20 protein-coding genes and 1 tRNA gene are annotated in these 12,852 nt (G+C 65.9%); 1 reads left to right on the forward strand and 20 read right to left on the reverse strand.

Translation table 11 applies throughout. The annotated features are described in order from the left end of the window. Positions 1–68 precede the first annotated feature (68 nt). From N4G47_RS12980 to N4G47_RS13055, 16 genes are all read right to left on the reverse strand, one after another. A complete protein-coding gene (locus N4G47_RS12980) occupies positions 69–1,070 on the reverse strand; it encodes a major capsid protein (protein WP_054172936.1) in 1,002 nt (333 codons plus the stop codon). Positions 1,071–1,139: 69 nt separating this feature from the next. Then, complete coding sequence (locus N4G47_RS12985; RefSeq protein WP_475287597.1) at positions 1,140–1,829, reverse strand: hypothetical protein; 690 nt, start codon at positions 1,827–1,829, stop codon at positions 1,140–1,142. Continuing rightward, a complete protein-coding gene (locus N4G47_RS12990; RefSeq protein ID WP_138464159.1) occupies positions 1,819–2,178 on the reverse strand; it encodes a hypothetical protein in 360 nt (119 codons plus the stop codon). Before N4G47_RS12990 ends, N4G47_RS12985 begins: the two co-directional genes overlap by 11 nt. Then, a complete protein-coding gene (locus tag N4G47_RS12995) occupies positions 2,175–4,157 on the reverse strand; it encodes a portal protein (RefSeq protein WP_475287599.1) in 1,983 nt (660 codons plus the stop codon). The genes N4G47_RS12990 and N4G47_RS12995 overlap by 4 nt, the downstream gene beginning before the upstream one ends. Further along, a complete protein-coding gene (locus N4G47_RS13000) occupies positions 4,150–4,353 on the reverse strand; it encodes a hypothetical protein (protein ID WP_475287601.1) in 204 nt (67 codons plus the stop codon). The genes N4G47_RS12995 and N4G47_RS13000 overlap by 8 nt, the downstream gene beginning before the upstream one ends. Positions 4,354–4,363: 10 nt before the next feature. Beyond that, positions 4,364–5,863: a hypothetical protein gene (locus tag N4G47_RS13005; protein ID WP_475287603.1), complete on the reverse strand. Its 1,500-nt coding sequence runs from the start codon at positions 5,861–5,863 to the stop codon at positions 4,364–4,366. Beyond that, positions 5,835–6,290, reverse strand: coding sequence for a terminase small subunit-like protein (locus N4G47_RS13010; protein ID WP_053091891.1), 456 nt, complete (start codon positions 6,288–6,290; stop codon positions 5,835–5,837). The genes N4G47_RS13005 and N4G47_RS13010 overlap by 29 nt, the downstream gene beginning before the upstream one ends. Next, positions 6,290–6,757, reverse strand: a complete 468-nt coding sequence (locus N4G47_RS13015; protein WP_475287605.1) for a lysis system spanin subunit — start codon at positions 6,755–6,757, stop codon at positions 6,290–6,292. Before N4G47_RS13015 ends, N4G47_RS13010 begins: the two co-directional genes overlap by 1 nt. Next, entirely contained in the window at positions 6,754–7,218 is a 465-nt protein-coding gene (locus N4G47_RS13020) for a lysozyme (RefSeq protein ID WP_475287607.1), read from the reverse strand. Before N4G47_RS13020 ends, N4G47_RS13015 begins: the two co-directional genes overlap by 4 nt. Then, complete coding sequence (locus tag N4G47_RS13025) at positions 7,215–7,454, reverse strand: hypothetical protein (RefSeq protein WP_239508883.1); 240 nt, start codon at positions 7,452–7,454, stop codon at positions 7,215–7,217. The genes N4G47_RS13020 and N4G47_RS13025 overlap by 4 nt, the downstream gene beginning before the upstream one ends. Positions 7,455–7,542: 88 nt before the next feature. Then, a tRNA-Met gene (locus N4G47_RS13030) sits at positions 7,543–7,621 on the reverse strand. 101 nt (positions 7,622–7,722) lie between these two features. Next, positions 7,723–8,313 (reverse strand): AbiU2 domain-containing protein, encoded by a 591-nt coding sequence (locus N4G47_RS13035; RefSeq protein WP_475289945.1) that lies wholly within the window; start codon positions 8,311–8,313, stop codon positions 7,723–7,725. Between the two features lie 23 nt (positions 8,314–8,336). Continuing rightward, a complete protein-coding gene (locus N4G47_RS13040; RefSeq protein WP_475287609.1) occupies positions 8,337–8,870 on the reverse strand; it encodes a hypothetical protein in 534 nt (177 codons plus the stop codon). Next, positions 8,860–9,072 carry a hypothetical protein gene (locus tag N4G47_RS13045; RefSeq protein WP_475287611.1) on the reverse strand — a complete coding sequence of 71 codons (213 nt, stop codon included), beginning with the start codon at positions 9,070–9,072 and terminating at the stop codon, positions 8,860–8,862. Before N4G47_RS13045 ends, N4G47_RS13040 begins: the two co-directional genes overlap by 11 nt. Beyond that, positions 9,069–9,518 carry a RusA family crossover junction endodeoxyribonuclease gene (locus N4G47_RS13050; RefSeq protein ID WP_475287613.1) on the reverse strand — a complete coding sequence of 150 codons (450 nt, stop codon included), beginning with the start codon at positions 9,516–9,518 and terminating at the stop codon, positions 9,069–9,071. Before N4G47_RS13050 ends, N4G47_RS13045 begins: the two co-directional genes overlap by 4 nt. Further along, a complete protein-coding gene (locus N4G47_RS13055) occupies positions 9,515–9,799 on the reverse strand; it encodes a hypothetical protein (protein WP_475287615.1) in 285 nt (94 codons plus the stop codon). Before N4G47_RS13055 ends, N4G47_RS13050 begins: the two co-directional genes overlap by 4 nt. 47 nt (positions 9,800–9,846) lie before the next feature. Between N4G47_RS13055 and N4G47_RS13060 the strand changes: the two genes are divergently transcribed. Further along, on the forward strand, positions 9,847–10,431 hold the full coding sequence (locus N4G47_RS13060; protein ID WP_475287617.1) for a hypothetical protein: 585 nt from the start codon (positions 9,847–9,849) through the stop codon (positions 10,429–10,431). A gap of 11 nt (positions 10,432–10,442) precedes the next feature. Here N4G47_RS13060 and N4G47_RS13065 read toward each other — a convergent pair whose 3' ends face one another. The 4 genes from N4G47_RS13065 to N4G47_RS13080 are packed head-to-tail and all read right to left on the reverse strand — an operon-like array spanning position 10,443 to position 12,827. Further along, on the reverse strand, positions 10,443–11,063 hold the full coding sequence (locus tag N4G47_RS13065) for a hypothetical protein (protein ID WP_475287619.1): 621 nt from the start codon (positions 11,061–11,063) through the stop codon (positions 10,443–10,445). Next, entirely contained in the window at positions 11,060–11,452 is a 393-nt protein-coding gene (locus N4G47_RS13070) for a DnaB-like helicase C-terminal domain-containing protein (RefSeq protein WP_475287621.1), read from the reverse strand. The genes N4G47_RS13065 and N4G47_RS13070 overlap by 4 nt, the downstream gene beginning before the upstream one ends. A gap of 5 nt (positions 11,453–11,457) precedes the next feature. After that, a complete protein-coding gene (locus tag N4G47_RS13075; RefSeq protein ID WP_475287623.1) occupies positions 11,458–12,531 on the reverse strand; it encodes a replicative DNA helicase in 1,074 nt (357 codons plus the stop codon). After that, positions 12,528–12,827 carry a hypothetical protein gene (locus N4G47_RS13080; RefSeq protein ID WP_475287624.1) on the reverse strand — a complete coding sequence of 100 codons (300 nt, stop codon included), beginning with the start codon at positions 12,825–12,827 and terminating at the stop codon, positions 12,528–12,530. Before N4G47_RS13080 ends, N4G47_RS13075 begins: the two co-directional genes overlap by 4 nt. Between the last annotated feature and the right edge of the window lie 25 nt (positions 12,828–12,852).

Here is a 12,852-nt window from a genome sequence, read left to right on the forward strand (position 1 = left end):
TGGTTTGCTCCTTGGATTGCGGTAGGGAGCGGGGCCGGAGCCCGCGCGCCCGATTCAGTGGCGGCGGATCAGACGACCCGGGCTTCGGTGTTCAGCAGCGCATCCGACTCGCGCAGCGGGATGCCGCGATAGGTCAGCACTTCCTCGCCCTCGATCTCCTTGCGGGTGAGGCGCACGAAGTTGTCGGTGGTGCCGCCATTGGTGGCCAGCGCGTCCAGCGCTTCCAGCATGTCGGTGTTGAGGTAGATGGCCGCACGGCCGCCCATCACGCGGCGCTGCTTCAGCTTGTAATAGGCCTTGCGCATGAAGTCGTACAGCTTCACGTTGCCGGCCTTCACGTCGGACACATCGATGTTGGCGATGCGGGAAACGTAGCGGTAGTCGCGAACCGACAGGCCAATGTCCCACTGGAACTTTTCGCGGACCACGTCGAGGATCGACCCATCCGCGTTGGTCTTGGTCTGCTTGCCCTTGTCTTCACGATCGATGCCGGCCTTGCTGCCCTTCGGGTACAGGCCATGGACGGTGTTCTCACCCCAGACGATGAACCAGATCGAGGTGTTGTCGGAGCCGGTACCGCCTGCATCGACGATCTGGGCGCCCGAACCGCTGGTGGCGATCTTGTTGAAGCGGGGAGCAAAGCCAGTGAACTTCGCCGGCGAGGTAGCCTGGTCACCGTAGAACATCGAGGTGGCCACGCCCTGGTTCAGGCCTTCGAGGAATGCCTGGGCTTCGGACAGGCGCAGGCCGGCCGAGTCGCCGGTCATGCGCACCAGCTTCTCGTCGATCTCGCTCCAGGCTTCGATCATGCCGGTGGCATCGCGCACCTGGGCGGTGGTCGACTTGGTGGGCTGAACGCCCTGGTACAGCATGCGCCAAGTGCCTTCGGGGATGCCGGTGCGCACGGTGGTCAGGTGCGTGGTGCCGTCATTGCACTCCTTGACGATCATGTCCTGCAGGATCGGGTTGTCCTGCGCCAGCAGCTCGATCACCGCAGCGATCTGCTTGTCGGCGTCGGTGCGCTTGAACACGTCCGCCAGGGTCAGGTAGGTGTTGCCGATGGTCGACATTGTTTGTCTCTCCAGATACGAAAAAACCGCCTTGCGGCGGCTGGTTGATGGGTTGTTGCGTAGCGGCTATCAGCCGCCGTAGAGGATCGACTTCGGGTCGCTGGAAGCGCTCGGACCAGATGCGGTGGTCCCGCCCAAGCCATCCACCTTGCTGTCGCGAAGGAACCCGCCGAAAAAGGCGAACGCCTTGATCATGGTCGGATGGTTGCCCCAGCCCAGCTCGTTGAACGCCTTGGTGAGGTCGGGGTCGTTGATGGCCTTCACCGCGGTGGTGGCCAGGCCGACGGTTTCGTCGTACTTGGCGCCCAGCTGCTGCTTGGCATCCACGCCCCACTGCTCGACCTGCTGCAGGCGCTGGGCTTCCATTGCCTGCTGCATCGCCGCCGCATCCTGCCCGGCCATCTGGGTGTACAGGTCAACGGCCTCCTGGGCCTGCTCCTGCGTCCAGCCCTTGGCCTTGAAGAACTGCGTGGCTGTGCCCAGTCGATCGCCTTCCAGGGTGAACCCTTCAGGCAGGTTGAACTGTCCGTACTGCTCCGGTGCCGCGCTGGTCTTACCGTCCTCGGGCTTGCCGGCTTCACCGCCGCCTTCACCCTCGTTCGGCTTTCCATCGTTGCCCGCAGCGTTGCCACCGCTGCCGCCACCATCGGTCCCCGCCGGCGCACTGCTGCCGGGAACCTGCGGAGTTTCGGTCGTGGTGGTGGTATCGCCGGCGCCAGGATTGGGGTTGCTGGCAGTGTTGGCGTTGTCAGTCGACATCGTTGATTTCCTCGGGTTGCTGCAGCTGCGATTGCAGCCGCTTCATTGCACTGTTGGCCTCGGCGCGCATCTGTGCCTCGCGCTCCGGGCAGCTGTCACGGACGACACGCAGCCACCACTGGCCGGCCTCCTGCCGTCCGATTTTTCGGGACTGCGCCATCGCGTTGGTGTTGAACGCGCTGTCATCCACATCCATGGCCTGAATGAACAGCCACACCAGCCGGCGCCCGGCTGGATCGGCCAGCACTGCACGCGCGTCCTCGCGGAGCTGGCTGTCCTGCAGGTCCGCGATGCGCTCGGCAACGCGGCGCTGCTCTTCCTCCCGCGGGTCCATGCCGGGGCGCTTCATGCGGCACCCTGCATGGCGTCAATCAGCGCCTGGGCCGCCGAGCCTTCCTCGGGCACGGTGTCGCTGGCCGTCTTCAGCGCCTGCGCGGCTTCCTTCATCGGCTGGGCAGAGGCTGCCAGCTGCTGCTGCCGCTGCTGCTGCGCACGGTCTGCACGGATCCGCGCGACTGCGTCGTCGCTGCGAATGATCGAGGCAGGGCCGCCCACGGCTGCGGTGTACTCGTCGACCACCTGGTCGCTGTCCAGTTTGTCCATCACGGACGGGTCACCGGTGGCCTGCGCCACGTTGGCCACGAAGGTCATGGTGCGTTCGATCGAGCCGACCGCTGCCGCCTTGGCCGCCTGCGCCAGGATGCTGGTGTATTCGATCTTCAGCGGCACATTGGCCAGCACCTGCGGCGGATCCGGGATGCGGCCAGCGCGCTCCAGCAGACGGAACACCCGGACCACCACCGGGTCCAGCACCTCGTCGGTGATGGACTCCAGGGTTGGCGCCAGCACTGCCGCCTTCTCTTCCTTGCGGGTGACGATCTCGGTGGCGGTGCGGTCGGTCTTGTCGCCGAGCGCCTCCAGCATCAGGAACAATTGGTAGAAGAACGCCCGCTGGATGCGCTGCTCGACGGTAGTTATTTCTTCACGGATCTGCTGCAGGCCGCGCCCGTCTGGCGTATAGACCGGCGCGACATTCGCGTTAGTGACCCCGTCGGGTAGGTATATCTGGCCGCCTTTCCTCAGTCGTGCGCCGCCGGTCCTGCGCAAGCCCTCCGGCACGCCCAGGGTCGGATCCGACAGCTGCTCCATCAGGCGCAGCTTCTCGCCTTCCAGATACTGCAGCTGCTTGATGTCGCCCAGGCAGTTGATCGCGGGGCAGGACGAGTAGATGTCCTCCGCGACGGGGTTCCAGCGGGCAACGACGAACGGCGCCTCATAATGGCCGCCGATGTCGATCACGCCGTTCTGGCCGTTGGCTACTCCGTCGATCCAAACCACCTCACGGTAAGGACGGAAGCGCGGAGCCTGCAGCCCCAGCGGGCCGATGCCAGGCCGCTGGTCCGGGTTCGGCTCGATCAGCGACTCCACCCAGAACTTCTGGTCCCCGCTCTTGCCCAGTGCCTCGCGCACGACCGACGGCAACGCGTCTGCGCCGTAGCGTTCCTCCAGTTGCCGCGCCGTCTTCGGGTAGCGGCGCCACAGCGAGTCGACCCGCCCCTGGTCATCCAGCCCTACGGCGTAGTTGCCGGCGGTCAGCGCGTAGAAGCGGACCACCTCGCGCGAGTCTTCCAGCACCAGCAGCGGAGCGACGCCGAAAATGCCGTCCTCGGCGTAGACAACCGGCATGGCCTTGTAGAAGTTGCTGCTGGCCAGGGTGTCGCGGATCCGCTGGGCGACATCGTCCAGCCACACACGCACGCCGAACAGCTCGGCGATGGCTGGGTCAGGCGTGGTCACCTTGAACCACGGCTGCGCCTTGGGCGTCATGTGCGACATCATGCCGGCCGCCATCACGCCCAGCGCATCCGTGGCCGTGCTGTTGATCACCTTGGACCAGTTGCGCTTACGTGGCTTGTCGTCCTGGTCACCGTAGAAGCGGCCCCGGGTCGGGTCGATGTACTCCGACGTTTGGCGCCACAGCGGGGTCCAGTCGTTCTGAGCCTCCTTCAGGGCGGTCTTGCGGCGCTTGCAGTGCGCCTGCAGCTTCGCGATGTCCATCAGCCTCCCCAGCAGGGTATTGCGCGGGGTGGTTACTCCCAGCGCGGTGGTCGGTACAGCAGAGCGGTACGCCACCGAGGTGACGCCACTGCGCTGGAAGGTCTTGCGCTCGTCCTCGGCTTCCTTCCGGGCACGGCGGACGCGGCCGGTCGGGTCGCCTACTGCGGTCTTCGTGATGCCCAGCGGGTCGGCGTACTTGCCCGTCTTGTCGCCGAACAACAGGCCGCCCGGGTCGATGATCTGGCGCGAGGTGCACATGGGGTCAGCCACCCAGCGCCGTCTTGACCGACGCGGTGGGCATCGCCGCGCCAGTGCCACCGGCAAGGATGGTGGACGTGCGGCCGAACCGCAGGCGCTGCCGCTGGCGCTCGCGATCACGCTCGGAGATGGCCGCGTCGTCGATCGACTCGGGCGCGACTTCGGGCGGCGCAGCCACCGGCTTCACCTTGGGGGCGGAGTTGCACATGGAGATTCCTTCAGGACAACGGGTTGTAGGGTTCACCGGCCTGCTGGTCGGCGCGATCGCGATGCTCCATCGGCGACCCATCGGGGAAGCGCGGCCTGGGCATCACGGGGTATGCGAACGACAGCACCAGGGCGTCGGCCCGGTTAGGGCTCGGCAGGCCGCGGCGCTTCATGTCCTTCTTCGATTCCATCTGCAGCTTCCCGTCGAGGCGCGGCACGGTTTCCGGTGCCTGCAGCTCGTCGCGCAGCTGCGGATCCTCGGGGATGGCCCCGCCTTCTTTCAGCCAGTCGCGGCAGGCCTTCCACATTTCGGCGCGCTTGTTGAGGCACCCCTGGTCGCCGGACTCGGCCGAGAACCACACCAGGCGCCAATCGCGCCCCATCGTGCGGCCACCGGACACGATGCCAGTGCCGAAACCGCCGTCGACGAACACAGCGTCGGCCTGATGCTCGTCCTCCAGCTGGGCGAGGATCGCCGCCACCGCCATGTCGTTGTCGTTCTTGGCCAGCGTGCGCAGCTGCCGATACGCCAGGCCCTGCCGCAGGCCGATCACCAGCTCGTCGTCGCCTTCCCACGCCGGATCGAGCGTGAGGATCTTCGGCGCCCAGCTGTACTGCTCGGGCCGCAGGTGCCGCCCATAGGCTGCAGCCACGTCCGCCTCGGCGATGAACTGGCGGGCTGACATCGAGGGGAACAGGCCGCGGATGCGGACCTTCACCACGTCGCTGTCCTCGCCGTAGTCGCGGACCATGCGCTCGGCCTCGACCAGATTCACACCTTCAACGGTGCGGCTGTCGATCTGCTCGGTGTCCCAACTGGCCTTGAACCGGCGGAAGCACTCGCGGAACCGCCCGGTGTTGCGGGTGGTGTTGCCGAACGCGGCCCAGATGATCTCGGTGCCTTGGTCGGTCAGCGCGCCCTCGGCCACTTCCCACACCTTGTCGGCAATGGCCGAGGCCTCGTCGAACACCAGCAGGATGCGCCGACCTTCGTTGTGCAGGCCGGCGAATGCCTCGGTGTTGTTCTGCGACCACGGCACCGCGTCGATGCGCCAGGTCTTATCGTGGCCCGGGGCGCTGCTGATCAGCGCGGTGGCGGTCAGCGTGGCCCAGTCCTTCGTGAGGCTGATGCCGTGCCATTTCGACAGCTCGGCCCAGGTCTTCGTGCGCAGCTGGTTGTCGGTGTTGGCGGTGACCACGCCTCGCGTGTCTTCGAACGTGTCGAAGGCCCACTTGATCAGCATCGCCACCAGGGCGGACTTGCCGATACCGTGGCCAGAGCCGACGGCCTGGCGGATCACCTCTCCAGCATCAGCAGCACCGGCCTGCAGCTTCCTGCCGATCTTCTCCAGCTGGCGGCGCTGCCAGGCGCGCAGTTTCTTGCCATCCAGCGGGCCGCCCTTGACGCCCCACGGGAAGTTGAACAGCACGTAGCCCAGCGGGTCGTGCTGGAACGAGCCGATGGCCTCGACCAGCTGCTGCTCAGGACTCGCGGCCGGCTGCGCGCTCACGGGCGGCTCTCAGTTGGTCGGCCAGGTTGTCCTGCACGCCGTGATCCAGGGCAACGCGCTCGCCGTACTTCTTGGGCTGCAGCTTGCCGGCGTACCACTTCCGCGCATCGATCATCAGCTTGGAGCGCTCGACCATGTCGCCGGTCTGTCGCTCCAGCACCTTGCCCTTCCCATCCTTCTTCAGCCGCTCGCCCAGCACCGCCTTGTCGGCGATGTCCAGGATCTCTTCGGCCAGCGTGTCCGCCTGCAGCTCGCGTGCACGCGCGTACTGGTTTCGAAATGCCTCGTTCTCGGCCAGCCAACGAATGACCGTGGAACGGCTCGGCATCTTCGCCGTGGAACAGATCGTGCGCAGGCTCTTGCCATCTACCAGCAGGTCGCAGATCGCGTCAGCCAGCTGCTGGCTGTACTTACTGGGCCGTGCCATTACTGCTCCCTGTCCGCCCGGATCACGGCTTGGCCGGCGAGGACGTGGTTGTCGGCGTCGCGGCCGATTTGAACAGCAGCTCCCGCAACCTCTGCTCGTAGTTCGGCGTGCGCATCACGTTCGACGGCGCCGGCGACGGCTTGGGACAGGAGGCTGGTGCTGCAGGTGGCGAGGTCGTCGCGCAGCTGGAGACGCCCAGCGCGCAGGTCAGCCACAACAGCAGCAGGGACGGTCGCGGCCGCAGTGCGGTCTTCTTCATGCTTCGCTCCAATGGCGGCCAGTGTCTCGGCCTGGGCATGCTCGATGGCACGGGTCTGGTTCACCTGGGCGGCGACTGCCTCGGCGCCGGCGGCGCGCTGGGTGGCCTCGCTGCCCTCTGCACGGTCACTGCGCCAGGCCCAACCAACGCCGACCATGGCGACGGACCAAAGGACGAAGGCTGCTACCGCGATGGCGATGCGGTTCACGACCGGCCCTCGCACATGGCCCGTTCCGCCGCCCGGCGGTTCACCAGGCCCTGCACGCGCTTGCCGCCGGCGTAGACCCAGCGGTCCAGCTCCGGGCACCAGGCCGCGGCGGGTTGGCCGGCGTTGATCCTCCCTACCAGCGTCGACCGGCAGGCAGCACCCACGCCCACGTTGTAGGTCCAGCTCAGTACCGCGGCCCACTCGGGCTCCCGCAGCGGCACCTTGATGCACTGGCTGATGCCGGTCAGGTAGCTACCGAGGCGGCTGTTGAGCTTTTCGGCGCACTCCTGCTCGGTGTAGACCGGCTTGTCCGGGCGGCTGGTGTCGCCGTAGCAGTAGGTGGCCACACCGACCATGTCGATGTATGGCGTGGGCGAGTAGCCCTCCCACGGCTTCACCAGCGCGGCGGCGGCCAGGGCGATGACAGCTGCGGCGCTGCCGCCGATCACCTTGCCCTTCATCCGATCACCCCGCCGCGGCGCGCCTGGCGCCATTCGCGTACCCATTTCCACACCAGGTAGCCGATCTGGCCCACCAGGTAGATGGCCGTCAGCACCAGCACGGCCTTATCCAGGGTGAACCCTGATGCGACGGCCGTAGCCACCGTTACCGGCGGCGTGACCTTCAGGGCAGCGGTCCCCACCGCGTCAATGATTTCTCCCCGCATGTCGGTTCCATGGTTGGTCCGGTTCGGCATGTCGCCCTCCCCGATTGGTCGATAGGTGCCCGTCACCGCAGCCCGGCAGGCTCGGCGAATTGGTCCGGTGAGGGTGGACGGGCGTGGATGGTTGCGGGGGCCGGATTCGAACCGGCGAATCTCCGGGTTATGAGCCCGGCAGCCTGGACCTCTGGCCTACGCCCGCAGGAAGCGCAGTCCCGGAAACGCAGAAGCCCCGACGCAGGGCCGGGGCTTCAGGGACAATTCTTGACAGTTGCAGAATTAGGGCATTCGCTTGTGCAACTTGTCAAGGGCCAAGGCTGTGCCCCCCGCTGCGCAAATGCTGGGACATCCCACCAGCGAGATGGAAGAGCTGCGCGGCTTCCGCCTCGACCTGTCTATTCGGTGGACCGACATCCCAGGCGCAATAACTACGGATCGCATCGGAAACGAGGACAAGATCCTGCATGAACGACCTGACTTCTGGCTCCTTCAGGCCTGCTATTACCAGATGCTCGCGGCTCGTCTTTATCGCGTTGAGGTGTGCGACGCCGTTGTTTCTCACGCGGAACAGCGCGATTCGAAGAGCCTGATGATGCTCATACACATCCCGCAGGAGCTTAACAACCTCCGGATCTGCCTGAGCGCTCTCAAGGCTGAGGGCTACGGTATTCAGGGTCAGTACGTCGCTCTTTGTATCAAGAAGGTTGAAGGTAGAAACAACCATGGAATCGAAAGCGTTGTTCACCAACACTGGGTATACGACCCAGAACCGATCCCTAGTCTCGACATTCTGCGGCTTATCCATGTACCCATTGATAGCCGTGAACACCCAATGGCTTTCTACTGCAGACCGGATCTCCTGGCAGAGCTCACTCACCTGCTCGCCAACGTGCATTCTCTTAGCCACGATAACGCTCTCTATGCGGCCAAACGGCCGCCGATCCAGTCTACCGCCCGCTGCAGCTCCCGGCGGTACTGCCAGACCGACAGCGTGCCGCCGTACTTCTCCGCCACCATTCGAGCCTTGACTGCCTGACTGGCCGACACCGTGTACTCGGTGTGCAGCACCAGGGCGCGCAGCGGGTGCTGCCGCATCATCGACGCCAGCGCCTGCTCGACCCACCTCAGTTCGTCGGGGATACCGATGTCCACCGCGATCTCCGGGTTGTCGTGCGGCTTGTCGGCATCGTTCGTCGACCGAACCGGATCGACTGCCCATGCCGGCAGCATGCCCATCCCCTCCACGCCGCAGCGGTCGGCCATGAAGCGCCTGCGGCTGGACCCGTCTCGGCCCACCAGGTCGCGTAGGGCGCGCTCGCGGGTACCGGGCGCCATGTCGCGGGCCTTCTCCAGCACGTGCGTGCTGCGGTCGGCGTAGGTAAGCGCGAACCGGTTGGCCTGCGCGTGACCCCAGGCTCGCAGCTGCTGCACCAGGTAGTCGTCAGTCGCCATCGCGCATCCCCTTCAGCACGTTCTCGTCGAATCGGAACACCGGCAGCAGCCCGTCGGTGTCGCAGCTGCCCTGTCGGTCTGGCCGGCGCTGGCAGTGCGCAGGGCTGCTGCCGCGCTCGCGCATGGTGCAGACGGCGCACACGCCGTGCCGGCGCAGGTAGGCGTTGTATCGCTTCCGCGTGCGGGCCTCGGCGGTGGTCACGCTGCGGCCTCCCCGAACAGGGACGGCGCAGCGGCGAGGTGCTCGATGACCAGCTCCACACGTGCGCCCTTGGCATCCGGCTCCATGCGTTCGAGCAGGATGCGGCGGTGCTTCTTGTCGTCAACCCAGGCCACGCCGTTGAGGGCATCGGACAGCACCTTTTCGCAGTTCCCGAGGTCGATGCACTGCACCGTGTCGTCCCAGGTGTGTGGGTCGCGACGCGCGCGCTTCGCCCAGTCCTGCGGCAGATTCGGGAACAGGCGGATGGTCAGCGAGATCCGCCCTGCATGCGGCTGGCCGATTCCCCCGGCCTTGGCCAGCCGGGCAACCTCGGCCTTGTAGGCCTTGGCCTCCTTGGTCGGGACCATGACGGCATGCCCCTTAATGATCACGGCGCGCCAGTACCGGTTCGAACTGATCGGGTACGGGAGGGTGAGGCGGATCATCGTGCGGCCTCCTTCAGCTGCAGCCGGGAAAGGGTGACGTTCAGGGCGGCCAGCTCGTCCATCTTCATGACGAGCCACATGCGCTTCTGCCCGTGGATGCCGTTGAAACTGCCCTGGTGGCAGTCCTTGCACAGGGCCACGGTCGTGAAGTGCTGGCCCTGTTTGATGTGGTGGGCGTCGCTCGGCGCAGCCCGGCTACAGACGCTGCAGGGCAGCCGTTTCACTGCGTCTAGGTGCCGCCTCTCGGCAAGCGTGAGGGCCTTCGCGTTCTTGGTCCTCATGGGGCCACCCCGGGCTGTAGAATCCGGCCAACAACAAGGGGCAAGGCATGAAAAAGGGAAGGACCGACCGAGACTGGGCCGTGGTCGCGGTGATGTCGTTTGGCGCAGGAGCCTTCTTCGTATGGGCGCTTATGAGCGGAGGGTTGCGGCTCGTGCAAGCTCCCAAGGACCTCCCCGCCTGGGTTCAGGCGATCGGCAGCATCGCGGCCATTCTGGTAGCCGTCGGTGTGCCTGCTTGGCAGCGTCGGCAGGAGATCCGGGACAAGCGCGCTCAGGAAGCGTTGGTTGCTCGGAGCTTCGGGCTGATCCTTCTCAGAGAGCTGGAGACCATGCAACGGCGCATCGAGAGGGACATCCATGACGTTGAGACCCGGCCCAACGACGACATGATCGGCACCAACAAAGACACCATTCCCCAAGAATTGTGGGACAAGGGCGAATCTCTGCACCTTCTCGGGCCTGCAGGTGGCTCGACCATCAGCGCTATCCACGCCATCCACCGTGCACGCAGCGTGTGCAACCGTGCTGGACGGTGGTTGTTTCGCGAAGAAGTCCCCGAATTTCTCCGGTGCATGGAAGAAGCAAAGGAATTCTGTAAAGACGCAATTGCGGGCGTCAAGAACTCCCTGTGATCGACGAAAGTTCATGCAACCCTCCTATTCGACCCAGCCATGTCCCAGAACTCCGCGCGCACGTCGTCGAGCATCACGTGGGAGTAATGGCGGGCAATGTGTTCGGTCAGGCCGTCGAACAGCTCCTGGAACCGGGCCTGTTCCATCTCGTCGAATGACAGACTCTCGGCGCGCTTGACCGGGATTGTGCGGATCTCCGGCAGCACGCCGGCCAGTACCTTGCGAGCGCCTGCGCCCAGCAGCGCCTCGCAGGCGTCCAGCACCGCGGCGATCACCGGGGTGGCGTCCATTTCGACGGTCTCGCAGCACACGTCGGCGTCCAGCTGCAGGCGCTTCACCGCGTCGTGCGCGTCGAGCTGCTCCCAGCCTTCGACGTTGTCGACCATCAGGTGCCCGATCTTGTGGATCAACCGATGCTGGCTGCCGTCACGCGGCTGCTTCAGTTCGCCGCGGATCTCCCGACCCACGCGGAACTTCCGCTCGCGGAGCAGGCGCTGGTCGACTTCATGCGCCGGGACCAGGGCGCCGACCACCTCACCGGTGTTCGGGTCGATCAGCTTCACCACCACCAGGTAGATCGGCCGGCGTGCGCGCTTGGCGCGGATCTTCTTTGCCGCTGCGGTCAGGGTCATTCTCGGTCTCCAATCGGCAACGCAGCGGCGAGGCCTCGGCGAGCCCTCGGCGCAGAACCGGCCGTTGGCGCCGAGGCGGTGTTCTGCTTCGGCTCCCACCATTCGGGCAGGTTGGAGAACCGGAAATACTCCGGCGCATACGCGACGCGAGCCATGCCGGGCGCACCGTCGCGCTGGATGGCCACGATCAGTTCGGCCGTCCCAGCCCAACGGCTGTCGGGGTGATAGATCTCGTCGCGGTAGATGAAGATCACCGCGTCCGCGTCCTGCTCGATCGATCCCGAGTCGCGCAGATCGGCCACGATTGGGCGCTTGTCGCCGGTGCGCTTCTCCAGGTCGCGGTTGAGCTGGCTCAGGAGCAGCACCGCGATGTCCAGCTCGCTGGCCAAGAGCTTCAGTGCACGGGTGATGTCGCCGATGCCGGCGGCACGGTTGTCCCCGAGACGTGCATCAGCTGCAGGTAGTCGATCACCACCAGCACCAGGTTGTCGTCCTGCGCCTTCATGCGGCGCACCTGGGCGCAGACGTGCTGCACCTTGGCGATGCGCGGCCGGCTGATGCGCATTGCCGCCTCACCGATCCTGCGGGTCCAGAGGGTGACGTTCTGCCAGTCGGCGTTGTCGAGCTTTCCCGACCGCAGCTTGCCGCCGCTCACCCCGGCCAGGTTGGCCAGCATGCGCTTGCCCAGTTCCTCTGGCTTCATCTCGAAGCTGAAGAAGGCGACCGACTTGCCTGCACGTAGGGCTACCTGCTCGGCGATGTTCTGCGCCAGGGTCGTCTTGCCCATCTTGGGTCGAGCGGCCAGCACGTACAGGCGGCCACCCAGCAAGCCGTCCAGGATCTGATCGAGGTCTTCCATGCTGGTGGACAGACCGGTGATGCCATCGACCGTTTCAGCGGCGTGGGAAAGCTGGTCGAACACGCGCGCCATCACCGGTGCCACCGGCTCCAGGTCGCACGGCTCGCTGTCCAGCAGCCCACCGATGCGGGACTGGGCATGCCCGATCAGGTCGAGCGCGCTGCGACCCTCGGGGCTGTAGGCCGCGTCGATCAGGTCGTGCCCAGCATCGATCAGCGCACGCAGCTTCGCCTTCTCGGCCACGATCTCGGCGTAGGCCCGCACGTTGGCTGCCGACGGCGTGTTGTTGGCCAGCTCGATGATGTACGCGCCATCGCCCACCAGCTCCAGCTGTCCGGCAGCCCCGAACCACTCGCCGATAGTCACCGCATCGAACGGCTGGCGCTTCTCGGCTAGCTGCAGGATGCAGCGCCACAGCAGCTGGTGGTCCCGGCGGTAGAAGTCACCTTCCACCAGGACGTCCTGCACCTCGACCAGCGCCCGGTTGACCAGCATCAGCCCACCCAGCACGGACTGTTCGGCTTCGATACTGTGCGGCGGCAGGCGCAGGGCCTGCTGGTCGCCGTACAGGCCCGACAGGCGGCTCACTTCGTCACGGGCCGCGGTCATTGGGTCACCTCGGACAGGGCCCGGTCTGCCAGCTTGGCAATGGTCTTCTCGCGCAGCAGAACTTCGAAGTCGGGAACGTAGTTCTCGTGACCAGGTCCGCCCTTCGCCCGCCCCGAATAGAAATCATCATCGGCCGCGGATTCGAAGTAGAGGTTCCAGAACTGGGGCGTCACCCGCTCGCTGCCGAACAGCTGCTGGCAGAGCTGGCGCACGGTCGGCAGAGCATTCTCGACCGCCTTCAGCCGCGGCTTGTTCAGCACGGTGCACTTGGCCAGCAGGCCGTGCGGCTTGGCCATGGTCGCGTTGAACGCAGCCTGCGCA

This window comes from Stenotrophomonas sp. GSD10, from assembly GCF_056172695.1.

Bases quoted from the DNA above. Each gene is read 5' to 3' on its own strand.
- N4G47_RS12980 (WP_054172936.1), bottom strand. From the start codon at position 1,070: ATGTCGACCATCGGCAACACCTACCTGACCCTGGCGGACGTGTTCAAG.
- N4G47_RS12985 (WP_475287597.1), bottom strand. From the start codon at position 1,829: ATGTCGACTGACAACGCCAACACTGCCAGCAACCCCAATCCTGGCGCC.
- N4G47_RS12990 (WP_138464159.1), bottom strand. From the start codon at position 2,178: ATGAAGCGCCCCGGCATGGACCCGCGGGAGGAAGAGCAGCGCCGCGTT.
- N4G47_RS13000 (WP_475287601.1), bottom strand. From the start codon at position 4,353: ATGTGCAACTCCGCCCCCAAGGTGAAGCCGGTGGCTGCGCCGCCCGAA.
- N4G47_RS13010 (WP_053091891.1), bottom strand. From the start codon at position 6,290: ATGGCACGGCCCAGTAAGTACAGCCAGCAGCTGGCTGACGCGATCTGC.
- N4G47_RS13020 (WP_475287607.1), bottom strand. From the start codon at position 7,218: ATGAAGGGCAAGGTGATCGGCGGCAGCGCCGCAGCTGTCATCGCCCTG.
- N4G47_RS13025 (WP_239508883.1), bottom strand. From the start codon at position 7,454: ATGCCGAACCGGACCAACCATGGAACCGACATGCGGGGAGAAATCATT.
- N4G47_RS13035 (WP_475289945.1), bottom strand. From the start codon at position 8,313: ATGCACGTTGGCGAGCAGGTGAGTGAGCTCTGCCAGGAGATCCGGTCT.
- N4G47_RS13040 (WP_475287609.1), bottom strand. From the start codon at position 8,870: ATGGCGACTGACGACTACCTGGTGCAGCAGCTGCGAGCCTGGGGTCAC.
- N4G47_RS13050 (WP_475287613.1), bottom strand. From the start codon at position 9,518: ATGATCCGCCTCACCCTCCCGTACCCGATCAGTTCGAACCGGTACTGG.
- N4G47_RS13055 (WP_475287615.1), bottom strand. From the start codon at position 9,799: ATGAGGACCAAGAACGCGAAGGCCCTCACGCTTGCCGAGAGGCGGCAC.
- N4G47_RS13060 (WP_475287617.1), top strand. From the start codon at position 9,847: ATGAAAAAGGGAAGGACCGACCGAGACTGGGCCGTGGTCGCGGTGATG.
- N4G47_RS13065 (WP_475287619.1), bottom strand. From the start codon at position 11,063: ATGACCCTGACCGCAGCGGCAAAGAAGATCCGCGCCAAGCGCGCACGC.
- N4G47_RS13075 (WP_475287623.1), bottom strand. From the start codon at position 12,531: ATGACCGCGGCCCGTGACGAAGTGAGCCGCCTGTCGGGCCTGTACGGC.
- N4G47_RS13080 (WP_475287624.1), bottom strand. From the start codon at position 12,827: ATGGCCAAGCCGCACGGCCTGCTGGCCAAGTGCACCGTGCTGAACAAG.